This is a genomic window from Paenibacillus sp. FSL W8-0426 (assembly GCF_037969725.1).
GTDB classification, from domain to species: domain Bacteria; phylum Bacillota; class Bacilli; order Paenibacillales; family Paenibacillaceae; genus Paenibacillus; species Paenibacillus hubeiensis.
In genome coordinates this window covers 57482-82500 of sequence record NZ_CP150203.1, presented here as the reverse complement: position 1 = coordinate 82500, position 25019 = coordinate 57482, and the positions used below count along the sequence as shown (strand labels likewise).

The window sequence follows — 25019 nt, the reverse complement described above, 5'->3', positions numbered from 1 at the left end:
CAATTTAACACAATTGTATTATATTAATCAATAGTGATATAATTCGTATATGCCTAAAATTGTAGATCACGACAAACAACGCTTGCTCGTAGCCGAGGCAGCATGGCGCGTCATACGAAGGGATGGCATGGAACAAGCCTCTGTTCGCAAAATTGCCGAAGAGGCCGGCATCTCGCCCGGCTCCATGCGTCACTATTTTTCCACTCAGTCCGAGTTGTTGTTATATGCAATGACCTTGGTCTCGAAGCGTGTACACGAACGCATTAAAAGACTGGACCTTAACGGCCCGCCATTGGAAAATGCAAAGAGGCTGCTGCTTGAGGTATTGCCGACGACGGAAGAGAACATGGCCGAAATGGAGGTGTGGTATGCTTTTACGGCCAAATCCAAGACAGATCCGGCGCTGAAATCGCTAGCAGACCAGGTATATGGAGAATTGCGTTATACCGCTTCCTCCGTCATTCAGTATTTAATCAAGCTCGGGTTGGCCAAACCCGATATGCAGGAACAACTGGAAACGGAACGTTTATACGCATTGATTGACGGCCTTGCCGTTCATGCCATATTGAATCCCGAGCAGATGGAACCCCAACTGTTGGAGGACATCGTTGAGCTGCATCTATCCTCTCTATGCAGTAAAACGTAATAAAGACGAAACCAGACCCTGAAAACAAAAAAAACCGCAAAACCCGATTCGACATTTCACCTGAGCTGATGCCTGGATGAAATTCGGCGGGTTTTGCGGTTATTTGGTTTATCCGATAATGATTCGCCCTTCCGGATGGCGGTACAATCTCTTCTCCTTGCGAGGGCGTAATGCATACGCAATCGTTAACGGGCCGATCCGGCCGATGAACATGGTAAGGGAGATAATGATTTTTCCCCAATCGCTAAGCTCCGAGGTCACCCCTACTGATAGTCCTACCGTTCCGATCGCCGAAGCTGCTTCAAACATCAATGCAAGAAACGGCGCATCTTCTGTCGTGAGGAGAAGCATAACAACGATCATAAAGATGATCAACGAGACCATAATGATGGTTAATGCACGCATCAACAGCTCCTTGGGTACGCGATGTCGGAAAAACACGATATCCCGATTCCCTCGAATCATGGCATACACTGCCCCGATCATGATCAGGAACGTCGTTGTTTTGATGCCGCCCCCGGTGGAGCCCGGCGAGGCCCCGATAAACATCAGCAGTATGAAGAAAAACTGCGTAGCCTGCCGCATTTCGGTAATATCAATGGTGCTTGTACCCGAAGAACGCGTCGAAACGGACTGGAAGAAGGAAGCATAGATCTTTTCGTCCCATGTAAGCGAAGCAAGCGTATGGGGATTGGTGAACTCAAAAATGAACAATACAAGCGCACCGATACCGATTAACGAACCCGAGACGGATAATACCAGCTTCGATTGCAGAGACAAACGCCGTTTTTTACGATACTCGAACAGATCATTAAGCACCACAAACCCCAGTCCGCCGGAAACGACGAGAACGGATGCAGTAATGTTGAACAACCAGTCTCCCGTAAAATATTGAAAACTGTTGCCGAACAGGTCGAAGCCACCGTTGTTGAATAAAGATACGGAGTGGAAAATTCCGTAATAAACCGCTTGGCCAAAGGGCATTTCAAGCGCCCATCGAAGAGCCAATATCACTGCAGCAATCCCCTCAATGGTAAACGAAAATATCAGCACCTTGCGGATGATGCGCACGATGCCTTCCATGCTGTCGGCGTTAATGGCCTCTTTAAGCAGCAGCCTGTCCTTCAGGGAAATCCGCTTACCCACCACAAGCGCAAACAAGGTTGCAAGTGTCATGAACCCCAGTCCGCCCAGCTGCATTAATACCATAATAACGATCTGGCCGAACAGATTGAACGTCGTACCCACATCCACCACGACCAACCCTGTAACGCAAGCAGCTGAGGTCGCGGTAAACAGCGCATCGATCAATGGCAGATGTACTCCGCTCTGATTGGCAAAAGGCATCATAAGCAGAATGGTACCGATGGTTATGATCAATAAAAATCCACCTACCAGGATTAACGGAGGAGACAGGATTTTGGCTAAATGAAGCTTGAACTTCATAAAGGGCACCTCTTCTAAAACATAATAAAAACCGCATATTAAACCTAAAGAGGAACTTGCGCCAGCGGTAATGCCGAACAGCAGGTTCCTCTTCTATTATGAACGCTGGATGCGTCCCTTATTATTAACCGCAGCCGTTATTCGCAGAACGCCGACTCTCGATACTTTGACTCTTGCAGTACAACTCCTAGTCTTGCGTACGCGGACGCATATGAGGGAACAGCAGAACATCGCGAATGGACGGCGAGTTGGTCAACAGCATGATGAGACGATCAATGCCGATCCCCAGTCCACCTGTCGGCGGCATGCCGTATTCCAACGCACGGATGAAGTCGTCATCCATTTCATGCGCTTCGTCGTTTCCGTGCTCTTTCTCCAGCAGCTGCGCTTCGAACCGTTGACGTTGGTCGATCGGATCGTTCAGCTCCGTAAAGGCATTGGCATGCTCGCGACCGACGATGAACAATTCGAAACGGTCTGTAAAACGCGGGTCTACATCACTTTTCTTTGCCAGTGGAGAAATCTCAAGCGGATGTCCCATAATAAACGTCGGCTGAATCAGCGTCTCTTCTACGAATTGCTCGAAGAACGCATTCAGGATGTGACCGAAAGTCATATGCGGTTCAACCGGAACCTTATGTTCTTTGGCCAGACGATGAGCCTCCTCATCCGACATGTGCACGGAGAAGTCTACACCAACGACTTCTTTGACTGCATCAACCATGGTCACACGGCGCCATTGAGGCGTCAGATCCACCTGATGGTCTCCGTACTGGATGACCTGCGTGCCAAGCACTTCTTGGGCGATATGAGCAACCAAATTTTCAGTCAGACGCATGATGTCTTTATAATCGGCATATGCCTCATACAGCTCGATCATCGTGAACTCAGGGTTATGACGTGTCGACATCCCTTCATTCCGGTAAACACGACCGATTTCATACACTTTCTCCAATCCGCCTACGATCAGACGTTTCAGATGAAGCTCAATTGCGATCCGCATGTACAATTCCATGTCCAGCGCATTATGATGCGTGATGAACGGACGCGCAGCGGCACCACCAGCGATAGTATGCAACGTAGGGGTTTCCACCTCGAGATAGCCGAGGGAATCCAGGTAACGGCGCATCGACTGAATGATTTTGGAACGTGTAATGAATGTTTGTTGTACTTCAGGGTTCGTAATCAGGTCCACATAGCGCTGACGATAACGCAGCTCCACATCTGTGAGACCATGATATTTATCCGGCAGTGGGTAGAGCGATTTCGACAATACTTCCAAATCTTTAACTTTGACAGACGTTTCACCGGTTTTGGTCTTGAAGACCACACCGCTAACACCGACGATATCTCCGAGATCAAGCAGGCTGAATGCAGCAAATTTCGACTCTTCCACCGAGTCTTGACGAACATAAATCTGGATTTTGCCGCTCAGGTCCTGAATATGCGCAAAGCTCGCTTTACCCATTCCCCGCTTCGCCATAATCCGTCCGGCAATACTGACTTCGATTTGCTTTTCCTCGAGCTCTTCCTTCGTCAGTTCATTGTACTTCTTCAGAATAGAACCGGCTTCCTCGGTACGTACGTACTTTTTGCCAAACGGGTCGATTCCCAGATTGCGGAGCTCGTCCAGCTTGTCGCGGCGAATTTGCAAAAGCTCGCTAAGTTCGGTTTCCTGATTCAAGACTTCATCCGTCATGATCTATATTCATCTCCTTATTTACATTGCAGACAAAGGCGAATCTGCGCTTCCTCTCATGCCGGGAACATCGTTCATCGATGGTTTCCCGCAAAAGGCAGACCACGGTTGTCGGAAGTTTATGTTGCAGTATCAGGATGCAAGTGTACATCAATGTTTATGCATGCCGGACATGTTGAAAAAAGCTCCCCTAAGGAAGCTTTTGCCTCATTTCCCGACTGCTTCATTGATTATATTACTTCTTAATATCTACAATTTTATATTGAATAACGCCTGCAGGCACGTTTACGTCAACCACCGTACCTTTTTTCTTGCCCAAAATCGCTTTTCCGACAGGGCTTTCGTTCGAGATTTTGTTCTGCAAAGGATCGGATTCAGCCGTACCTACGATGGTATACTCCATGGTGTCGCCAAATTCCAAATCCTCAACGATTACCGTTGCGCCTACGCTTACAGCGTCGGTATCGATCTCGTCATTGTTGATGATGCGCGCGTTGCGGAGCATTTTCTCCAGCGTAATGATGCGGCCTTCGATGAACGCCTGCTCATTCTTCGCATCTTCGTATTCGGAGTTCTCGCTGATATCGCCATAACCGATGGCTACCTTGATCCGCTCAGCCACCTCACGGCGCTTGACAGACTTCAGCGTCTCCAGTTCTTCTTCCAGTTTCTTGAGTCCCTCTTGTGTAAGGATAACTTCCTTATCGCTCATCTCAACCGATTCTCCTGTCATGGGAATAATTTGATTGCACGGCAACGGAACCCATGATGTCTTTCAAAAGCCCCGCCCGCATATATCTTGAAAACTATATGAAGTTCTCCGGAGAAACAGAACGTTTCCCCTGATGCACTAAGCCTTATGACACACATTGGCGAATTTATACTGAGAAATTATAGGGGAACGACATCGAAAAGTCAATGTCACTCCCCATATGGCTGTAAACGTTTTACAACGTCGTCTTAGGATGCATTTTCAGCAACGGCACGTTCAGCGTCAGATGGCCCCTCTTGATGCAGTTGACTTACGAAATTCTCCAAAATCTGCACCATTTCGTCACGTTTCGTTCCTTCCATAATAACGTCCTTGATACGTGCGGAGCCTTTGAGCCCTTTCAGATACCACGCCAAATGTTTGCGCATCTCGCGTACAGCGACCACTTCGCCCTTAAGGGCAACGAGACGATCCATATGCAGGATAGCCACGCGAATTTTTTCTTCGGCTTCCGGATCAGGCAGCAGCTCCCCGGAGCTTAAATATTGAATGGTACGATACAGCATCCATGGATTGCCGAGTGCAGCACGGCCGATCATGACACCGTCGCAACCCGTTTCATCCAGCATGCGCCGCGCATCCTCCGGAGTAGCTACGTCCCCATTGCCGATGACCGGAATGGATACGGCTTCTTTCACGTTTTTGATGTGGGACCAATCGGCTGTTCCCGTATACAGCTGCTCCCGGGTACGACCATGCACGCTCACTGCCTGTCCTCCAGCACGTTCTACGGCAAGGGCATTTTCGACCACATAGATATGCTCACTGTCCCAGCCAATACGCATTTTGACCGTGACTGGCTTCTCAACAGCATCAACTACGGCAGATACCATCTCGTAGATTTTGTCCGGATTTAGCAGCCAGCGTGCCCCTGCATCGCATTTCGTTATTTTGGGTACCGGGCATCCCATGTTGATGTCAATGATGTCTGCATTGGTTTCCTTATCGACTACTTTGGCAGCCTCTACGAGCGATTGGCGGTCGCCTCCGACAATTTGCAGGCTGAGCGGCTTCTCCCGCTCATCCACGAACAGCATCTGGCGCGTGCGCTTGTTGCCGTGAACGATCGCTTTGTCGCTGACCATCTCGGCGCAAACGAGTCCTGTTCCGAATTCTTTGGCGATCAAACGAAAAGCCGGATTGCAGACACCGGCCATAGGCGCCAGCACGACCTGATTTTTCATTTCAATATTGCCTATTTTCAGCATCCCTTGTCCCACTCTCCTTCATTTTGCAGGCATCCTTCAGAAGACCCGCGATTCAAAATTGAACATTGTATGTCGAACGTCAAGCTGTCATTCAAACTGAAGATACGATTTATTGCCCTTGAAGCTCGCTGGCGCTGACCCCAAGCGTTTCAACGATCCGTGCCAGCTCCTTTTCCGTCACCACGCGGTTGCCCCGCTCAATCGTGCCCAGAACAGCCAGCGATATGCCGGTTTTTGCAGCAAGCTCCTGCTGCGTCAAACCTCTCAACTTCCGGAATGCCCGGATGCGATTGGCCAGTTGCATGTTTTCCAAAGCCGAATTCCACCCTTTCCATCCAGCGCAGACAACGATGCGTGTACAACGTCGTACAAACCTGTAGTCTCCCCTTCGGACACGATGTCGGACAACGGAACCAGCACAAATGCCCGCTCACCCATTCGCGGGTGCGGCAGCTGCAGCAATTCCGTATCCCTTGTCTCCCCATTTACCCAAAGCAGGTCCAGATCAACGGTGCGAGGGCCCCAGCGAACATCCCGAACCCGGCCAAGCCGATTCTCGATCTCCAGCATCGCAGTAAGCAACTGCTCAGGCTGAAGGCTCGTTTGGAGCGCTACCGCCATATTCAGAAAAGCGGGCTGATCCACGTAGCCTACCGGCTCCGTCTCATAGAGCGCAGAACCCCGAAGAACCTTGATCTGCGGGTGTTCGTCAAGCAAATTCAGCGCCTCAAGCAGCGTCTGCTCGCGATCCCCCAAATTAGCCCCTAAAGCAATATAAGCCTCTGAAAATTCAGAGGTCGAATGTGCATTCATATCCGTTCTCACTTTCTTGTGCGCCGAAGCTCCACGGTCACGCCGCCAAAATGAATATCGAACGGCGGATGCGGCTTCGTCACCTTGACTGTAAGTGCAATGATACTAGTATAAGTGTCCAGTAATGAAGATGCAATATGTTCACCCAATGCTTCAATTAACTGGAATGACGTATTCTCGACGATGCCCTTCACGAGCTCGTGGATTTCCGCGTAATTTATCGTTTTGGTCAGGTCGTCCGTACGCCCGGCTTCCCCCAAGTCCATATCCAGCTCCAGGTCTATGTAATAGCGCTGCCCAAGTTTCCGTTCTTCCTCAAACACGCCATGATACCCGTAATACTCCATTCGATGCAACACCATCCGGTCCATCATTTCATCCTCCTTCAACCTTTATGCAGTCCGCCAAACTCATCAAACGCATTCCGTTAGCAACCTTCTCCTCTTTCCCAAAAACGCTGCGCTTCCTCCGGACGGGTCCAGGCAGACCGCCGTTTCATCTTCTCCGCAAGCCCGGAGAAGCGTATAACATGGCGTCACACATGTCCACCGTGCGCCGAATCGGCTTCACGTCATGGACGCGAACCATCTGGCAGCCTTGGGCGATGCCGAAGGCAACCGTTGCCGCCGTGCCTTCCACCGCATCGCCCGGCTCCACGCCGAGCGTGGTCTGAATGAACCGCTTGCGCGATGTGGCGAGCAGAACGGGATATCCCAGCTCGTTCAATTCCCCAAGCGCAGACATCAGCGTCAAATTCTCGTTCAGGTCCTTTGCGAATCCGATACCTGGGTCCAGCCAGATTTGGTTTTCTTTTACGCTCGCCTCCTTTGCGATCCGTACGCTCTCCTGGAGGTCGCGGACGACGTCAGGCACATAATCGGTGTAGTCGCGCGCCTGCCGATTGTGCATTAGAATGATGGGACATCCCAGCTCTGCAGCCGTGCGGGCCATATCCGGATCAGCTTTCGCCCCCCACACGTCGTTAATAATGTGAGCTCCGGCAAGGATGGCTTCACGGGCAACGCCCGCCTTGTAGGTATCCACCGAAATGGGAATATGCGGAGCTTCCCGGCGCAGCGCCTCGATCACCGGAACGATCCGGCTCATCTCTTCCTCGGCGGTCACGACCTGTGAGCCGGGACGCGTCGACTCTCCGCCGATGTCGATCAGGTCGGCGCCGTCCTCCATCATCTGAAGCGCATGAGTGACGGCGCGCTCCACATTGTTGTAACGCCCTCCATCCGAAAACGAATCGGGCGTAACATTGAGAATGCCCATAATAAGCGTCCGTTCCCCGAGCTTTAGCCCGGCCGGCCCCCATGCATAATCTCGTTCATATATGATTGGTGCAAGCGTCATGAATTTAACCCCGCTTTCTCTCGGTACTTACGAAGAAGCCTGGCTGTAATTGGACCTATTCTTCCGTCGCTGATGATTCGGACTTCACCCATCGGATCACGCAGCGAAGTCACGGGGACCAATTCGGCCACGGAGCCTGTCAGGAAAATCTCATCCGCCTCCAGCAGGCTGTCCCATGCATACAAACCTTCTTCGCAAGGTATGTTCCGCCCGCCCGCCAATTCCAACACCATTCCACGGGTGATGCCAGGCAGTATGCCCGTATGGATGGACGGCGTATACAGGACACCCGATCTTATCCAAAATACGTTGCTCACGATGCCTTCCGCCACATAGCCCTCCCTGGTCAGCTGAAGGCCTTCCGCGCCATGAGCCGCCTCGCCATATCCACTCAGCTCGCGTTTGGCTAGAATGCTGTTCATGTAATGCAGCGATTTCAGCCGCACGGCCCCTTCCGGGGTGTTGCGGGGCAGCTTCAGGCATTGCAGCATTTTGCCGCGTTCGTGCAATTCAGACGATGCGGGCGGCAGTGCCTTGGCCAGGACGATATGATTCGGCGTTCCGTAATCGGATGAAGGCAAACCGAGCGGCGCCTCCCCGGCTGAAACGGTATAGCGTACATATGCCTCTTCCAATCCGTTCGCCTGCATCAACTCCCGAATCCAGCTCTCCACCTCGGGCGCAGTCACATGGAAGGGGATGCCCAACTCCCGGCAACCGGCCGCCATCCGCTCCAGATGACGTTCCAGCAGGAAAGGCACGCCCCGATAGGTCCTGAACGTCTCGAAGAGTCCCAGCCCGTACAAAAAGCCGTGATCCGTTACCGGAACCACGGCTGCTGCCATGGGAACGACTTTTCCATTCAATGCGGCATATTTCATCGTCTATGCCTTGACCTGACCTGCCAGGAAATTACGCAGCATTTGGTGCCCATGATCCGTAATGATCGACTCCGGATGGAACTGTACACCTTCGATCGCATATTCCTTATGACGCAGGCCCATAATTTCGCCTTCGGCGGTTTCTGCCGTGATTTCCAAACAATCCGGCAAACTGCAGCGCTCAACGATCAAGGAATGATAACGCGTTGCCGTAAACGGAGATGGCAATCCGGCAAACACGGACGTGCCGTTATGGAACATCTCCGACGTTTTGCCATGCATCATGCGCTCTGCGCGAATGACATTGCCGCCAAACGCCTGTCCGATGGATTGATGGCCCAGGCATACGCCAAAGATCGGGATGCGGCCTTTGAAATGTTCAATAACGGCCAAGCTGATTCCCGCTTCATTCGGCGTACAAGGGCCGGGAGAGATCAAAATGTGATCCGGGGCGAGTGTCTCAATGCCTTCCAGATCAATCTCGTCATTGCGTCTTACTTCGACGGTTTCCCCCAATTCGCCCAAATATTGAACCAAGTTGTAGGTAAAAGAATCATAATTATCGATAACCAGGATCATCGCTCGTGCTCCTCCTCTTCCGTCCTGCTTGAAGACGGCTCTCTTATTGGGCCCGGACCGGCTCAGCCTGCCCGGACTGCTTCTCTGTGGAATCGGTATGTTCCACCAATGCTCTGCTCTGAATCTCTTCTTCACTGTGCTTCACGGCTTTAATCATCGCTCTGGCTTTGTTGCGGCACTCTCTGTATTCTCGGTAAGGGTCGGAATCAATCACAATGCCCGCCCCGGCCTGGACGTAACCCACGCCATCCTTGACGGCAAGCGTCCGGATGACAATATTCAATTCCATGTTTCCACTGAAGTCTATCCAGCCAATCGAGCCCGTGTAGGGCCCGCGGCGAACAGGCTCCAGCTCCTCGATGATTTCCATCGTTCGCACCTTCGGCGCGCCGGTAATGGTGCCTCCAGGAAATGTAGCTGCGATGACATCGTACACCGATAATCCCTCGGCCAGCATTCCCTCCACTTGGGAGACAAGATGCATGACGTGCGAATATCTCTCGATCGTCATCAACTCCGGAACACGCACCGAACCGTAAGCGGCAATCCGGCCGATATCGTTTCGTTCCAGATCGACCAGCATAATGTGCTCGGCCCGTTCCTTTTCGCTGTTCAACAGCTCCGCAGCCATCGCCTCGTCCTCAGCCTGGTCCCGGCCCCTTCGCCTTGTTCCCGCAATAGGACGTGCGCTTACCTTGCCCTGATCGACCTTGACGAGCAGCTCAGGCGATCCGCAGACGAGTTGAAATTCCGGACTGCGCAGCAGGCCCATGTATGGAGACGGGTTGACGATCCGCAGCCATTCATAGATATCTTCAGCCGAAGACTGCAATCCTTTTTGTTGACGCAGGGACAGATTCACCTGAAATACGTCGCCCTGCCTGATGTACTCCTGCACCCGCTGTACCGCATTTTCGAAATCCTGCCGCGGAAACGGGGTTTGCCAACCTTCCGTTTCCGCGTCCGCCGGTTCGTTCTGCTGCACGGCCCACCGCTGCCTGCGTTGATCCAAAATCCGCTGCTGCTCGTCCGACTTCGTCGCATCCATCATCTGCGACCACTGTCGCTGCATCGCTTTTGCACGGCCTTCCGCCTTTTCAAACGCAGCGCGAAGGCCGCTGTCATTCGCTTCCGGCTGTACAGGCGCCGGCACATGGATCATGCAATAAAGCGCACCAGACTCATGATCGTAGGCCCACAACTCTTCGAAACGCATCCACCAGTAATCCGGCAATGCCGGATCATCCTTCGCTAGTGCAGGCAGTTTCTCCAGCGAGCGGGCCACGTCATAACTTAGATAGCCTGCACATCCGCCAGCGAAGCCGGGTACTCCCTCTACTCGGGGAGCGCGATAGGGCTGTGCCCAACGCTGCAGAACCTCCAGCGGCTTACCCTGATCATTTCGCCGCTCTCCACTGGCCAGCTCCTCGATTACGGCTTCGCTTCCTTTTCCCGAAATCACCGATACCGGGTGCAGTCCCACAAACGTATAGCGTCCACCCTTGCCGTTCTCCAAAACCATGGCATGAGGAGCGGCCTGCTGCCACGCTTCAGCCCACGTCGGCGGCAAACCGCCATGCTTCGTGCCACCTTCCGACCGAATGATATAAGGCAGCATCGTCCAGTCCTGAACGGCCCACTCCATCCAATCGGCGTATGTTGTCATCAGCTCTGTCATCGCGGTTTGCCGCCCTCCATCTGTCGCAAGTTCTATTGTTTGATAGTATACTAAAGCGTCGACCCTTTTAAAAGCATCCAGACAAAAAATCCCCCACACCCGATACACGGGCATGGAGGATCGATCCAGCGCATAAAATTAAGCTTCGAAGTTGTACAATGGCGTACTGAGGTAACGTTCACCGTTACTTGGCACGATCACGACAACGCGTTTGCCTGCCCCAAGCTGCTTGGCTACCTGCAAGCCGGCACGAATGGCCGCACCGGAGGAAATACCGGAAAGGATGCCCTCTTCCTTGGCCACCTGGCGGGCAGTTTCGAATGCATCATCGTTCTCGATGTGAATGATCTCGTCATACACTTCTTGGTTAAGGATTTCAGGAATAAAGTTCGCGCCAATTCCTTGGATTTTATGTGGTCCCGGTTTGCCGCCGGCAAGAATTGGAGATGCTGCCGGTTCAACCGCGTATACTTTCACCGATGGGAACGCTTCTTTAAGCACTTCGCCTGCACCCGTAATCGTTCCTCCCGTACCGATGCCCGCAACGAATGCATCCAATGTGCCTCCGATGGATTCGATGGCCTCCACGATTTCCGGACCTGTCGTTTCACGGTGAATTTTTACGTTCGCTTCATTCTTGAATTGTTCTGCCATGAAGTATGTCGGATTGGCTTTCTGCAGTTCTTCCGCCTTCTTAACGGCCCCGTTCATGCCCTCGGACCCTGGCGTCAGCACCAGTTCGGCTCCGTATGCGCGCAGCAGGTTGCGGCGCTCCAAACTCATCGTTTCAGGCATGACGATCACTGCCTTGTAACCTTTGGCTGCGGCAACCATGGCCAAACCGATCCCGGTGTTCCCGCTGGTTGCTTCAATAATGGTGTCGCCCGGCTTCAGCTTGCCTTCCTTTTCCGCTTCTTCCACGATGCTAACGGCAATGCGGTCTTTAACGCTGGAGCCAGGGTTTTGGTACTCCAGTTTCACGAATACTTCGGCACTGCCCTCCGGAACGATGCGGTTCAAACGCACAAGAGGAGTTCCCCCGATCAATTCTGTTACGTTATTAACGACTTTAGCCATATGAATGCCCTCCTTAGGTTGGATGAGTAAATCTTGGTCCTGCGGGACCCTTCTGCGGCTGAACCAGCCTCTGGTTGCTGTATAGAAGAACCGCGGAAACCCCTTGCTTCATATTCATCCTGTCAACGACAACGCATTGGCAGGCCAGGTCTCCGAAGGTTTCTTTTCAAAAAGTATATAAGCACAAATCATGTTTAATCCGAGTAAAAAAGTAGGTATTTGCTATTTTCATCTTATCAACGTTACACCTTATTGTCAATATGAGTGCCAAAAAAAATACTCTTTCCATGGGCATTTGGGCCCACAAAAAGAGTCTATTTATCACAATGCTGTCGGCAGGCTGCAAAGAGGGAACAATCGGGTTTTTACGAAGCCGGAATTTCGGCAATGATGACCGCTTCGTATTTGTCGCGCAGTCTCTCTTCCACTTCGGAAAGGGGATCTGCCTGACTTAATGCGAGCTGCATGCGAATCTCTTCAACGATCTCCTCGTCCGAAGGAACTTCTTTTTCTTTTCGGTCATTCATTTTGAGGATCGCATACCCTTCTTCCACCGGAATGGGACCTGCGATTTCGCCTTTTTGCATATGCTCGGCCCGGTTCATGATCGCTTCAGGCTGAAAGGGATCCGTTCGTTCGATCCAACCCAATCGCCCGCCGGAGTCGCGCGAGTAACTGTCGATCGATTCCGTTCGCGCGGTTTCTTCAAAGTCGGTGCCCTTTTTCAATGCATCCACCAAATCCTCGGCATATTGCCTGTCCTTGACCACGATAAGAGATAGATCGTATTTCTCGGGTGTCACGAAATCTTCCTCATGTTTGCTCCGGTAGTCCTCAATGTCCGATTCCCTCACCTGGATGCCGATCGTTGCGATCTTTTCCAGCAGCAGCTTGTAGCCTGCCTCTAATTCCAGTTCTTCTTTGGTCAGGCCCAGTTGGGACTGCATCTCGTCAAAATACGCCTGCACCGAGTCGTATCCTTCCATCGCCGCGTTAAGTTCCCGGCTAATTTCACGAGGAGTTACCGTCAGATTGCGGTTGAGCGCTTCGGCATACACCGCTTTGCGATTCAACATCTGAATCAGCAATTCGTTTCCGTAACGTCGCTTCAGCGCATCCGTCCATTCCTTGTCGGTAATCACTTCCCCATTGATTGTTGCAATGACATTGCCATCTCCCCGTCCGTTCTCGCCGGATGCATCCGCGTCTTCGCGTTGTGGCCTGAGGCCCTGCATAACCATCATGGTCCCCATCACCACCATGCCGAGCGTCAAGACAACTACCGCCGTCCACAACCCTTTTTCCTGACTTGTCATTGCGTGCCCCCGCCCGAATCAGCTCTTGGCTTGTTCTAGAATGCTCTCGAGCTGTTCGCGATCAAATTGGTAAGCTTCGTTGCAAAATTGGCAAACCACTTCGGCTTTGCCATCTTCTTCGATCAATTGCTCCATCTCGGATTGCCCAAGACTAATCAGCGTTTTTTCCACGCGCTCACGTGAGCACTCGCAACGGAAATGAATGTCCATGCCATCCATAATACGCACGTCCGGAAGCACCTGGCGAAGCAGTTCCTCCAGCTCCATTCCTTGCTCCAGCAAAGTGGTTACCGGGGACAACTCGCCAAGGGATGTTTCAATCGCTGAGATCTCGTCATCGCTCAATCCTGGCAGCAATTGTACGATAAATCCGCCAGCGACGATGACCGAGCTATCCTGATCGACCAGCACACCCAAACCAACCGCAGAGGGCGTCTGCTCGGAAGTTGCGAAATAGTAGGTAAAATCTTCGGCAAGCTCGCCGGAAATGATCGGCACGCTGCCGCGGTAAGGCTCCTTCAATCCAAGGTCCTTGGTAATATGAAGGAATCCTTCCGTACCAACCGCTCCCGCAACATCGAGCTTTCCTTTGCTGTTGCTTGGCAGATGCACATGCGGATTGTGTACATATCCTCGCACTTCGCCCTTGGCGTTGGCATCGGCAACAATCTGGCCGATCGGCCCGTTTCCTTTGATCTGAACCGTCAGCTTCTCCTCGCCCTTCAGCATGGCGCCCATCATGGCCGCAGCCGTTGCCGTGCGTCCCATCGCTGCCGTGGCTGTAGGGAACGTATCGTGTCTTCGGCGCAATTCTTCTACCAACGCCGTCGTTTGAACGGCGAAGGCTCTGACCCGTCCCTCCATGGCCGTCCCACGAATCAGCCGGTCTTGCTTATGGTTGTTTTCCAAGCTTTTCAGCCTCCTTAGTTGTTTCATCATCATATCGATGATGTTTAAATTATTTAATGAACCCGATTTCAATCCAATGATAAAGAGAAAAAGCTCCTGCAAGCGACAGAAAAGACGGCCCGTACTTCAGACTGTCCACCAGCCCGCTGTCTGCCGTCCTTATCCTTACCTTTCCCGGTTCCGTTCATAAATGATACGCAGCCCTTCCAGTGTAAGCAGCGGATCAACCTTCTCGATGCTGCGGGTCTCCTCGGCAATCAGTGATGCCAATCCCCCTGTTGCGATCACCGTCGGCTTCGCGTCCATCTCTGCGCAGATGCGTTCCACGATGCCGTCGACCTGGCCGGCATATCCGTAAATAATGCCTGATTGCATGGCATGTACGGTGTTGCGGCCAATAACCTTTTTGGGCTTTTCCAATTCGATGCGCGGCAGCTTCGAAGCCCGTTCATACAGCGCCTCGGTGGCGATATGAATGCCAGGCACGATCGCTCCGCCGAGATAATGGCCTTTCTCGTCAATGCAGTCGAAGGTCGTTGCCGTCCCAAAATCGACAACAACGAGCGGTCCGCCATACTTGGCGGTGGCAGCCACGGCATTAACGATCCGATCGGCGCCTACCTCGCGCGGATTTTCATATCGCAGATTCAGGCCGGTTTTGATACCGGGCCCAACCAGCATCGGCTTTTGGCCGATGTATTTTTCACACATCGTTTCAATCACGTTCACCAGCGGCGGAACCACCGATGAAATGATCACGCCTTCAATGTCTCGGGCAGACATGCCGGACATATGAAATAAATTATAAATCAATACGCCGTATTCATCCACTGTCGACTGGCGTGAGGTACTCAAGCGAAAATGATGGAGCAGCTCCCGTCCCCGGTATACCCCAAGCACGATATTGCTGTTGCCCACGTCCACAACAAGAATCAAAGAGGTTCACCCCTCCTTCTTTTCGTTTAAATCCAGGCTGATATCGAGGCTCTCGAAAGAATAGGTTAACCTGCCTACCGAAATTACATCCACACCCGTCTCGGCAATTCCCCGGATCGTCTCCAAAGATACATTTCCTGAAGCCTCCACCTTAACATGTGGGGCCTGCTCACGAATGACGGCGACGGCTTCACGCATCAGGCCGGGCTGCATGTTGTCGAGCATGATGATGTCCGCGCCGGCCTGCAGCGCTTCCTGCACCTGTTCCAGGTTCTCCGTCTCTACTTCAATGGTCATTGTATGCGGAATAGCCATTCTTGCCCGTTTGACCGCTTGAGTGATACCGCCTGCACCTTTAATATGATTGTCTTTGATCATGACTGCATCATAGAGGCCAAACCGATGATTCGCTCCCCCGCCGACGCGTACGGCATACTTCTCCAGCATGCGGTGGCCCGGCGTCGTTTTGCGCGTATCCACCAATCGGGTTGGCAGCCCTTCCAATGCGTCCACATACATACGCGTGCGGGTCGCAATGCCGGACATGCGTTGGAGCAGATTCAAGGCAAGTCGCTCTCCCGTCAGCAGACGATGCGTACTGCCCTCAACCTCGGCTAAAATCGTTCCACGTGTAACACGATCGCCATCTTTCACTTTAGCGGCAAAAGAAAGCGTTCGGTCCACCTCGCGGAAAACAAGCTCGGCTACATGGATTCCGGCAACGATACCATCGTCCTTGGCATGGATCACCGCTTTGGATTGATGACCTTCCGGGATCGTTACAGTTGTCGTTACATCACCCGAACCGACATCTTCGCGAAGCCAGCCCTTAATCGATTCAATCAGTGCTTCATTATATCCATCGAGTATCATGACATCAATTCCTCCACGATCGCTTGTTCCCGCTGCTGCAGGCTGTGTCTCTGCCAAACCGCGTCATTACGTTCGGGGTAATCCTCACGATAATGAGCTCCCCGGCTCTCCTGCCGGTGCAAGGCTCCGCTTGTCACCAGCCAGGCACATGTCAGCAGGTTTGCATATTCCATTTCCTCAACTTGCTCAAGCTCCTGTTCAAAAAAGGCCATCTCCTGCTTCAACTTCTCGGAGGCTTCGCGCAATCCGTTCAGGTTACGCCGCAATCCGACTTGTCTTACCATTAGCTTCTGTAACCGTAGACGCCGCTCGGAAACAGGTTTTTGATCTAACGTTAACCGGTTGACTCTTGGATCAGGGTTCCCGATGAAACTTGTTTTCGAATGGTTTTCCTCCTGTGCAGTTAACGGAGGCAGCTGAGAAATCCGTTCGACGATGCGGCTTCCGAACACGATCGCTTCGGACAATGAATTGCTGGCCAGACGGTTTGCACCATGCACGCCTGTGGACGAGACTTCCCCGCAAGCGAACAATCTTGAAATGCTGCTCTCCCCGTTCATATCCGTCTTCACGCCACCCATCATGTAATGGGCCGCAGGAGCGACGGGTATCCAATCGGATGTCAAATCAAGTCCGTAACGCATGCAGGTTTCATAAATGGTTGGAAAACGGTGTTTGACCATCTCTGCCGATTCATGCGTAATGTCCAGATAAACAAACGTGCTGTTCGTAGCTTCCATCTCGCTAATGATCGCCCTTGCTACGATATCACGCGGTGCAAGCTCCAGCTGCGCATGATACCGCGCCATGAACCGTTCGCCCTTCACGTTGCGCAGATACGCGCCCTCGCCGCGAACCGCTTCGGAGATCAGGAATCTCGGGGCACCGGGATAACAGAGCGAGGTTGGATGAAACTGAATGAACTCCATATCACGAACGATGGCGCCAGCACGATACGCCATAGCTACCCCGTCGGCTGTCGCTACTTCCGGGTTCGTTGTGTATCTATACAGCTGCCCCGCTCCGCCTGAGCAGAGCACCGTCGCTTTTGCCTTCACAAACACTCTTGTTCCATCAGGCTTTTGCACAAGCACGCCTCTACACTCGCCATCCCCGGTTATCAAGTCGATGACGAAGTGTTCATCCCAAACGTCGATGCCGGGATGCTCGCTCACTTCAACGGCCAGCGCACGCACAATTTCGTAGCCTGTCGCATCTCCGTTTGCATGCAGTATGCGGCGGTGGCTATGCGCGCCCTCCTGTGTCAGTGCCAGCTCGCCGTCCTCGAGATCGAACGAGGTGCCCAGGCGGATCAGTTCCTTGACTCCGTCGGGCCCTTCATTTACCAAAGCTTCCACCGCTTCAGGACGACAAAGCCCGGCCCCGGCCACCATCGTGTCCTGCAGATGGTATGCCGGCGAATCGTCCTCAGCAATCACCGCGGCGATGCCTCCCTGAGCATAACGGGTATTGCTTTCGAGCAACGATTTCTTCGTAATCATGAGTACGCGGTTCTGCGCGCTCGCCTTGATGGCCGTAAACAAACCTGCGATGCCCGATCCAATCACCAGCACATCCGTTTCATGCACCGGCAGCAGGGATATATCAAAATCTACTACATATTGCGGTATCATGTTATTCACCTGTCTTGGAGCAAGAGTAGCGCACGCTACTTCACGAGTAACATGCGCTCTAGCGATTCTCTGGCTTTATCGGCAACGGCCGGCGGTACGTAAATTTGCGGTTTCATCGTTTCCAGGCATTTCACCAGTTTCTTCAGGTTGTTGACCTTCATGTTTGGACATACGAGGAATTTGGTCGCGAAATGAAATTGTTTATCCGGGCTGTCCAAACGAAGCTGGTAGCCTGTTCCGTCTTCGGTTCCTACGATGAATTCTTTGGCCGTAGAATTTTTGCAATATTCCAGAATGGCCGTTGTGCTGCCTACGAAATCCCCCATGGCCACTACTTCCGGGCGGCATTCCGGATGCACGACAAATTCGGCGTTCGGATACTTGGCTTTCATCTCCACAACATCTTTTACAGTCAGCATGTCATGTGTGTTGCAGTAACCTTCCCAAATAATCATTTTCTTGTCCGTGTGCTGCTGCACATAATGGCCCAGATTTTTGTCCGGCACCCAGATGATTTCGTCAGAATCGACAGATTGAATGACTCTGACCGCATTGGCTGATGTACAGCAAATATCGGTTTCTGCCTTGATTTCGGCGGAAGAGTTGATGTAAGTAACAACCTTGGCATTCGGATGCTGTGCTTTCAGCTTTCGCAATCCGTCCACATTCACCATATCTGCCATCGGGCAGCCGGCACGTTCGTCCGGGATGATAACCGTTTTGTTCGGCGCCAAAATCTTAGCGCTCTCCCCCATGAAGTGTACGCCGCAAAAAACAATGACATCGGCATCCGTCTGCGCTGCCTTCTGGGCAAGCAAGAACGAATCCCCACGAAAATCGGCGACCTCCTGTACCTCGTCACGTTGATAATAATGGGCAAGAATAATGGCGTTACGTTCTTTTTTCAACTGCAGCAGCCGCTCCCGCAGCTCCCGATTCATCTCAGCCTTGCGCTCTAATGCCAGAGCTTCCACCTGCGATCCTCTCCTTTATCAGGACAGCGCATAGCGCTGTGTTGTATAAGGTTGTGTACCGTAATTTTCGCTTGAGAAACGAATCACAAGCGGTTTAACACCTAATGTACACAACGTTCACGAGTCTGTCAATTAATGAAAACGCCACAGAATTGCCACGTATCGGCCCATTTCCTGCCCGGTTCGCGTCCTAGCTCTCCATTTGCGTTATCTTGATCCATTCATGTATTTTTGCAAAAAAAAGAGAGCCGGAAGGCTCTCTTTTTAATCCGCGCTAACAACGAGCGGTTATGATTATGCTTAGGATGTCGGCTTCGAACCACCATCGCTTGGATCGGTGCTATCGCCTTTATCCAGGTTCGGAGCTTCGTTGGGAACATCTCCGGCTGGTGTCTCAGGCACTACATCATCCTTGCCTTGAATACGAACGCGCACATCACCGATATTATCAATGATTGCCTCGCCGCTTTCATTAGGTGTACCTTCATTGCCATTGTCGCTGGCAGCTTTATTGCCCAGGGATCCTGTTTCAATCAATTGCTTGATTTGTTCCATCTCCAGGGTTTCTTCTTCCAGCAACGTTTGTGCAATCAGGTGAACTTCCTTCGAATGTTTCACGAGCAGGTCTTTACATTTCTCATAACATTCCGTGATGAAACGCTGCATCTCCTGATCGATCTCATAAGCGATGGAATCCGAGTAGTTTTGTTCGTGACCGATATCGCGACCAAGGAACACTTGCCCTTGCGAGCTGCCGAATTGCATTGGTCCCAATTTCTCGCTCATACCGTACTCCATTACCATGCTGCGAACAATACCTGTTGCTTGCTGGAAGTCGCTATATGCGCCAGTACCAATCTCGCCGATGAACAATTCCTCTGCTACACGGCCCCCCAGGAGACCCGTAACTTTGTCCAGAAGCTCTTGCTTGGTGACGAGCATGCGATCCTCTTTTGGCAACATGATGACGTATCCACCCGCGCGTCCACGCGGTATAATGGTCACTTTATGTACCATATCGGCATGTTCCAGGAAATAACCTACGATGGTATGACCCGCTTCGTGGTAAGCAACGATGCGTTTCTCGCGATCACTGATGACACGGCTTTTCTTCTCCGTACCCACGATGACACGGTCAATCGCTTCATCTACCTCACGCATCGAAATATCTCTACGATTACGGCGTGCCGCAAGCAATGCCGCTTCGTTCAGGAGATTTTCCAGATCCGCACCGGAGAATCCGGTTGTACGCTTCGCGATCACATCCAGCTTCACATCTTTGGTGAGCGGTTTGTTACGGGAATGTACTTTCAGTACAGCTTCACGGCCTTTAACATCCGGACGATCTACCGTAATTTGACGGTCGAAGCGGCCTGGACGCAGCAACGCCGGGTCGAGAATGTCTGCACGGTTGGTTGCGGCAACGATAATGATGCCTTCGTTCGCCCCGAAACCGTCCATCTCAACGAGCAACTGGTTCAGCGTCTGCTCACGTTCATCGTGACCGCCGCCAAGTCCGGCACCACGTTGACGTCCCACGGCATCAATCTCGTCAATGAAGATGATACATGGTGCGTTTTTCTTTGCATTTTCAAACAAATCGCGTACACGGGAAGCACCGACACCGACGAACATTTCCACGAAATCGGAACCGGAAATGCTGAAGAACGGCACTCCTGCTTCACCCGCTACGGCACGCGCAAGCAAAGTTTTACCCGTACCCGGAGGACCTACAAGCAATACGCCTTTCGGAATCCGTGCGCCGACAGCCGCAAACTTGCGAGGATCCTTGAGGAAGTCAACGACCTCGACAAGCTCCTGCTTCTCTTCGTCCGCACCGGCAACATCTTCGAACGTGACCCGTTTCTTCTCTTCATTGTAGAGACGGGCACGGCTTTTACCAAAGTTCATTACTTTACCGCCGCCGCCTTGAGCCTGATTAAACAGGAAGAAGAACAGGAGGAACATAATGATCAAAGGAATAAAGGAGGTCAGCAATGTCAACCAAATGCTGTCACCTCTCATGGGCTCCTGATTAAACTCGAAATTATTGGTTTCGCTTGCCTTTACAAGCTCCCCAATCGCTTCGTCTGTAGGAGGAATGTACGTCGAGAAATTTTCTGATTTGGCTTCTGCTGGCTTGGTTCTGTAATGACCGGTTACCAGAAATGACTGTCCATCGAACTGAACCGTCAAATCTTTGACGTTATCGGCCTGAATCGCCGAACGCAACTGATCATATCTAGGATTATCGGTGGCTTCGCCGCCATTGCTGACGAATTGGACTATGCCCACCACAACTAAAAAAAGAATCAAATAAAAACCAGAATTCCGGATGAACCGATTCATCCCCTACCTCCTCTCGAGACACTTTATTTATTTTAACATAGCCCGATATGGCTTCTCAACAGAAGCAAAAAAGCCGCTCGGGGCTGGGGTCCAGCACAGATTAACTGGTGTAAACCTCTGGTTTCAAGATCCCGATATAAGGGAGGTTCCGATACTTCTCGGCGTAATCCAGACCGTAACCAACAATAAAGGCATCCGGAATGTCAAAGCCCGTATAATGCGCTTCCAGCTCGACCTTGCGGCCGGACGGCTTGTCAAAGAGTGTCACTACGCGAACCGATTTGGCTCCGCGGCCTTGCAGCAGTTCGATTAAATAACTGAGCGTAAGTCCGCTGTCGATGATATCTTCAACAATCAGGACCTCGCGTCCATCGACGGATACGTCCAAATCCTTGATGATTTTGACAACGCCGGACGATTTGGTTGAAGCGCCGTAGCTGGATACCGCCATGAAATCCATCTCCACGGGTACAGTAATGTTTTTAACCAAATCAGCCATAAATATAAACGCACCTTTGAGCACGCAAATGACCAAAGGATTGCGACCTGCATATTCGGCGCTCAATACTGCACCAAGTTCCTTCACCTTGTTTTGAATCTCTTCCTCGCTGATCAATACTTCCTGAATGTCGTTCTGCAACTGCGTGAACCTCCTAAGTTATACTATGAAAGCCTTACCTGAACCATAACCACTACCCCTGAATCGCTGAATCGCCTACAGTCATGTACAGAATGGCAGAAGTATCCTCCTTCACCGGAGCCAGACTGGACCGGCGCACGCCCGGCAACCAAATAATGTTGCCAGCACCGTCACATACCACAGGAATGCGTGGTCGGACAGAGGGAGGTACCTTTTCGTCGATGAAAATATTTTTCACCTTTTTGCTTCCGTTTAATCCCATGACCTTCATGGTATCTCCAGGTAACCGTGAACGCACAACGAGCGGCATGATCAGTTCGTCCGCATCAAATGCGGCCACGTCAGCCGATTCGGGTGCAAGGTAGTCCTTGGGGCTCAGGGGGAATAACCGCAGTTGACGATTAATCTCCATGAGCGAAAGCTCGCAAACTCCGCTCCATCGCTCGAGACGATACTCATAAGATTGATCCTGTACTTCATTCCGTACGCCAAAGGAAATATTGTCGTATTCCCGAGTACAGACAAAGGTTTGTCCCAGATCCAGACTCCAGGTCGTCGAATCGTTCTCCGTGACCTTGCGCCGAATGGTTTCGATCCGGGTAAAGTCGACAAAATCACTGTCCAAAGGCAGATAATTCAATATTAGTTTAATCAACCTCCGTTGTAAAGCGACATGTAACTTCAAAAAGGAAGGCAACTCAAAGGTCTGCCTTCCGCCGTTCTTCTGCACTAGACAGCTGTATGCGTCGAGTGCACCCTGCCCCATGAATTCGTCTTCATCGCCCACGATTTCGGCAAGACGATTCAAAGACGGCGTGATCTGTCCGTTAAATTGCTCCAAGAAAGGGAGCACATCCAGACGGATGGCATTCCGTGTATATTTTCGGTTGGTGTTCGACTCGTCGTTCACATACGGGAAACCTTGTGTATTACAAGCTTCTACAAGGTCCGTCTTGTTTATACGAAGGCATGGCCGAATTAGTTCCACATTTTTTTCGCGACGTTTAAACCTCATGCCGGCCAGGCCTGAAAGCCCGGAGCCGCGCAATAAATGAAGCAAAACCGTCTCCGCCTGGTCATCGGCATGGTGAGCCAGCGCAATGCTGGATGCATCGTATTTGCGTGCGACCTCATGCAAAAAGGCATAGCGACGGTCGCGTGCAGCTTCCTGCGAACCCAAGCCTGTAAGCTTCATATATGAAGGAATATCGGCTTTGATCCACTCGAAGGCAATCCCTAACCGACCCGCCAATTCTTTGACCATCTCGGCTTCCTGGTCCGATGCTTTTCGGAACCCGTGATGCACATGTGCACAGATCAGTTCAAGGGGCGTATGGCGGGTGCTGATTTCATGCATGATATGCAAAAAGGCCACCGAGTCCGGTCCGCCGGACACCGCAACGACGATCCGATCCCCGGAAACCCATAACCGATGCTCTTCTGCTGCTTCCATCACAGTCTTCACCAACATGTCCCAGCCTAAAGCTTCCATCCCTGCTTCCTCTTTCCTTGCGTTATGTATATGCACTCGCATCAGTCAGTTCAGGAGTGCATAGATGAGCGCCACAATAAGTATAATGATAGAAATGGCAAATGCGCTTTTAAGCCAGCCCGGCGTCGCACCTCTGGACGAACGGCGGAGCTTGGACGGCCGCGCCATCATCTCTTTCCAGCCGCGAATCGCTTGCTCCGCATCGGTGAACTGTCCCCGCAAGGCTTGGACCGTCCAGCTCTGGAGCGGCTTCATCCGCTCGCTGCGCATGACCAGGGCAACGAGTTGATTGACGCTCCGCAATTGCGGCAACCCCTCTGCTGCCAGCCTTTTTAATTCTTCTCCCTCCAACACATGAATAAGCAATAAAGCAAATGCAAAAATATCATAAGTCCCGTCAGCAGCACGGCTCCCTGCATTCCAGAATCCGCGATCATACCATTCGGTAAATTGTTTGACGCTGCGCCCCATCGATGTTACACCGCCGTAATCAATCAGTTCGACTTGGCCGTAATCGGTTACGAGCACGTTCTGCGGTTTGAGGTCTCCGAACACCCATCCGGCCTGATGCAGTTGGGACAGCTTCTGCAGCAACCGCAGACCGACAACGATTGTCCACTCCGTTCCCTGGCGCCTTATAAAGTGATGAAATGCCTCGCCGCGAACGTAACGCATCACGTAGAAGGGGATATCCCGTCCCTCAACGGAGTAATCGTCAACCTCTTTTAAATAAGAAGGAATGCCGCTCTGTTGCAAGGCCTCGTGCTTGCGTTGCAGTTGAAACGATTTGAGCACGTTGACTTCCGATTGCAGATCTACCGGATCGAACCCCATTTTGAGTGCATAATGTTTCCCGTTTTCCCGCCGCTGGACAAGAAAAACGATGCCGTTGGCCCCCTTGCCCAGCAGCTTCCGGACGGTATAACGGCTTCGATTCCATTTTCCCGTAATGACGGTGCCCGGCGGGAAAGAAGCATCAGACAACGTTGTCACCGAGCATCCCTTCTCTTTCAATGCGATAGTTCCCTTCTATTTCCTGCTGTTCCTCCAGTGTACCATAACGATAAAAATCAATCACCCTCTGAATCGCGGGTCCCGTGGGCGTCGCGCCTTTCATTTGCAGACGTCCAAACAGCGACTTCACGCTGCCAGGATCGTCCGTCCAGTCTATATCCATCACGGCCTCTTCACCGCTGTGCCGGCCGGGAAAGTGAAATACCGCAAGCCGGCTCTTTCCAACCCTCGCCTGCAAGCTTAGCATCAAGTCGCGGATGCCTTCTTCCACGGCAGGCAGCTTGGGCTTCATGCTTGCACTGACGTCGATCAGCAGCACAACCTGCAGCGGAGCGGTTTCCGTCATGTTATCCATAACTTCAACAACCTGCGCCCGCTGCGCAGGCGCAAGATCGGTCACGCTTTTAGGCGAGTTTTCTCCGAAAATCTGCGTGAGCTCGCGGTTAACGGCCTGTTGGATCGTCTGTACCACCGTTTTTCTGGTCATCATCTGCATCGTTTGGGCCAGCTGTCTGGTGCCCACGATCTGACTGATCCCTCCTCCTGCTCTGGCAATGTCTTCGATTTCTCGGCTTCCGAGTTCTCCAATCGTGCCATAATCGATAACCCCGACCACATTCACAGTTATGCCTTCTTCATGCGCCTCAGCCGCAGCAAGCACAGGGCTTGTGCCCACATTGGAACAACCGTCGGTAATCAATAGAATTTGCTTCATCCGGTATCC

24 protein-coding genes are annotated in these 25019 nt (G+C 51.9%); 1 reads left to right on the top strand and 23 read right to left on the bottom strand.

What is annotated here, in order from left to right; genetic code table 11:
• Window positions 1-49 precede the first annotated feature (49 nt).
• Window positions 50-646, top strand: a complete 597-nt coding sequence (locus tag MKY59_RS00390; RefSeq protein WP_339275488.1) for a TetR/AcrR family transcriptional regulator — start codon at window positions 50-52, stop codon at window positions 644-646.
• A 108-nt stretch (window positions 647-754) separates the two neighbouring features.
• Here MKY59_RS00390 and MKY59_RS00385 read toward each other — a convergent pair whose 3' ends face one another.
• From MKY59_RS00385 to MKY59_RS00275, 23 genes are all read right to left on the bottom strand, one after another.
• Window positions 755-2092, bottom strand: a complete 1338-nt coding sequence (locus tag MKY59_RS00385) for a TrkH family potassium uptake protein (protein ID WP_339275486.1) — start codon at window positions 2090-2092, stop codon at window positions 755-757.
• Between the two features lie 187 nt (window positions 2093-2279).
• Window positions 2280-3791, bottom strand: a complete 1512-nt coding sequence (lysS, locus tag MKY59_RS00380; protein ID WP_236421305.1) for a lysine--tRNA ligase — start codon at window positions 3789-3791, stop codon at window positions 2280-2282.
• A 235-nt stretch (window positions 3792-4026) separates the two neighbouring features.
• A complete protein-coding gene (gene greA / locus MKY59_RS00375) occupies window positions 4027-4503 on the bottom strand; it encodes a transcription elongation factor GreA (protein ID WP_236421306.1) in 477 nt (158 codons plus the stop codon).
• Between the two features lie 248 nt (window positions 4504-4751).
• Window positions 4752-5771 (bottom strand): tRNA dihydrouridine synthase DusB, encoded by a 1020-nt coding sequence (dusB, locus tag MKY59_RS00370; RefSeq protein ID WP_339275484.1) that lies wholly within the window; start codon window positions 5769-5771, stop codon window positions 4752-4754.
• Between the two features lie 109 nt (window positions 5772-5880).
• Window positions 5881-6084, bottom strand: a complete 204-nt coding sequence (locus MKY59_RS00365) for a helix-turn-helix transcriptional regulator (RefSeq protein ID WP_236421308.1) — start codon at window positions 6082-6084, stop codon at window positions 5881-5883.
• Window positions 6036-6584, bottom strand: coding sequence for a 2-amino-4-hydroxy-6-hydroxymethyldihydropteridine diphosphokinase (gene folK, locus MKY59_RS00360; protein WP_339275483.1), 549 nt, complete (start codon window positions 6582-6584; stop codon window positions 6036-6038). Before folK ends, MKY59_RS00365 begins: the two co-directional genes overlap by 49 nt.
• Window positions 6585-6592: 8 nt before the next feature.
• On the bottom strand, window positions 6593-6955 hold the full coding sequence (gene folB, locus MKY59_RS00355; RefSeq protein ID WP_236421310.1) for a dihydroneopterin aldolase: 363 nt from the start codon (window positions 6953-6955) through the stop codon (window positions 6593-6595).
• A gap of 124 nt (window positions 6956-7079) precedes the next feature.
• Window positions 7080-7943: a dihydropteroate synthase gene (gene folP, locus MKY59_RS00350; protein WP_339275481.1), complete on the bottom strand. Its 864-nt coding sequence runs from the start codon at window positions 7941-7943 to the stop codon at window positions 7080-7082.
• Window positions 7940-8824, bottom strand: coding sequence for an aminotransferase class IV (locus tag MKY59_RS00345; protein WP_339275480.1), 885 nt, complete (start codon window positions 8822-8824; stop codon window positions 7940-7942). Before MKY59_RS00345 ends, folP begins: the two co-directional genes overlap by 4 nt.
• Before the next feature lie 3 nt (window positions 8825-8827).
• Complete coding sequence (gene pabA, locus MKY59_RS00340) at window positions 8828-9403, bottom strand: aminodeoxychorismate/anthranilate synthase component II (RefSeq protein ID WP_339275479.1); 576 nt, start codon at window positions 9401-9403, stop codon at window positions 8828-8830.
• Between the two features lie 43 nt (window positions 9404-9446).
• The gene (locus tag MKY59_RS00335; protein WP_339275478.1) at window positions 9447-11081 is read right to left on the bottom strand and encodes an anthranilate synthase component I family protein; all 1635 of its coding nucleotides are present in this window, start codon (window positions 11079-11081) and stop codon (window positions 9447-9449) included.
• Window positions 11082-11219: 138 nt separating this feature from the next.
• Window positions 11220-12158: a cysteine synthase A gene (gene cysK / locus MKY59_RS00330; protein ID WP_236421315.1), complete on the bottom strand. Its 939-nt coding sequence runs from the start codon at window positions 12156-12158 to the stop codon at window positions 11220-11222.
• Window positions 12159-12523: 365 nt separating this feature from the next.
• Window positions 12524-13474, bottom strand: a complete 951-nt coding sequence (locus MKY59_RS00325) for a peptidyl-prolyl cis-trans isomerase (RefSeq protein ID WP_236421316.1) — start codon at window positions 13472-13474, stop codon at window positions 12524-12526.
• Window positions 13475-13492: 18 nt separating this feature from the next.
• Window positions 13493-14383 carry an Hsp33 family molecular chaperone HslO gene (gene hslO, locus MKY59_RS00320; protein WP_290371512.1) on the bottom strand — a complete coding sequence of 297 codons (891 nt, stop codon included), beginning with the start codon at window positions 14381-14383 and terminating at the stop codon, window positions 13493-13495.
• Window positions 14384-14548: 165 nt separating this feature from the next.
• On the bottom strand, window positions 14549-15319 hold the full coding sequence (locus MKY59_RS00315) for a type III pantothenate kinase (protein WP_236421317.1): 771 nt from the start codon (window positions 15317-15319) through the stop codon (window positions 14549-14551).
• Between the two features lie 6 nt (window positions 15320-15325).
• Window positions 15326-16192: a carboxylating nicotinate-nucleotide diphosphorylase gene (gene nadC / locus MKY59_RS00310; protein WP_236421318.1), complete on the bottom strand. Its 867-nt coding sequence runs from the start codon at window positions 16190-16192 to the stop codon at window positions 15326-15328.
• Complete coding sequence (nadB, locus tag MKY59_RS00305) at window positions 16189-17826, bottom strand: L-aspartate oxidase (protein WP_339275475.1); 1638 nt, start codon at window positions 17824-17826, stop codon at window positions 16189-16191. Before nadB ends, nadC begins: the two co-directional genes overlap by 4 nt.
• 35 nt (window positions 17827-17861) lie before the next feature.
• Window positions 17862-18800 (bottom strand): quinolinate synthase NadA, encoded by a 939-nt coding sequence (gene nadA, locus MKY59_RS00300; protein ID WP_236421320.1) that lies wholly within the window; start codon window positions 18798-18800, stop codon window positions 17862-17864.
• Between the two features lie 300 nt (window positions 18801-19100).
• The gene (gene ftsH / locus MKY59_RS00295; RefSeq protein ID WP_236421321.1) at window positions 19101-21149 is read right to left on the bottom strand and encodes an ATP-dependent zinc metalloprotease FtsH; all 2049 of its coding nucleotides are present in this window, start codon (window positions 21147-21149) and stop codon (window positions 19101-19103) included.
• Window positions 21150-21249: 100 nt separating this feature from the next.
• Complete coding sequence (gene hpt / locus MKY59_RS00290) at window positions 21250-21789, bottom strand: hypoxanthine phosphoribosyltransferase (protein WP_236421322.1); 540 nt, start codon at window positions 21787-21789, stop codon at window positions 21250-21252.
• A gap of 52 nt (window positions 21790-21841) precedes the next feature.
• On the bottom strand, window positions 21842-23281 hold the full coding sequence (gene tilS / locus MKY59_RS00285) for a tRNA lysidine(34) synthetase TilS (RefSeq protein WP_339275472.1): 1440 nt from the start codon (window positions 23279-23281) through the stop codon (window positions 21842-21844).
• A gap of 45 nt (window positions 23282-23326) precedes the next feature.
• Window positions 23327-24274, bottom strand: coding sequence for a serine/threonine protein kinase (locus MKY59_RS00280; RefSeq protein ID WP_236421324.1), 948 nt, complete (start codon window positions 24272-24274; stop codon window positions 23327-23329).
• Window positions 24258-25010: a VWA domain-containing protein gene (locus tag MKY59_RS00275; RefSeq protein WP_236421325.1), complete on the bottom strand. Its 753-nt coding sequence runs from the start codon at window positions 25008-25010 to the stop codon at window positions 24258-24260. The genes MKY59_RS00280 and MKY59_RS00275 overlap by 17 nt, the downstream gene beginning before the upstream one ends.
• Window positions 25011-25019: the final 9 nt, after the last annotated feature.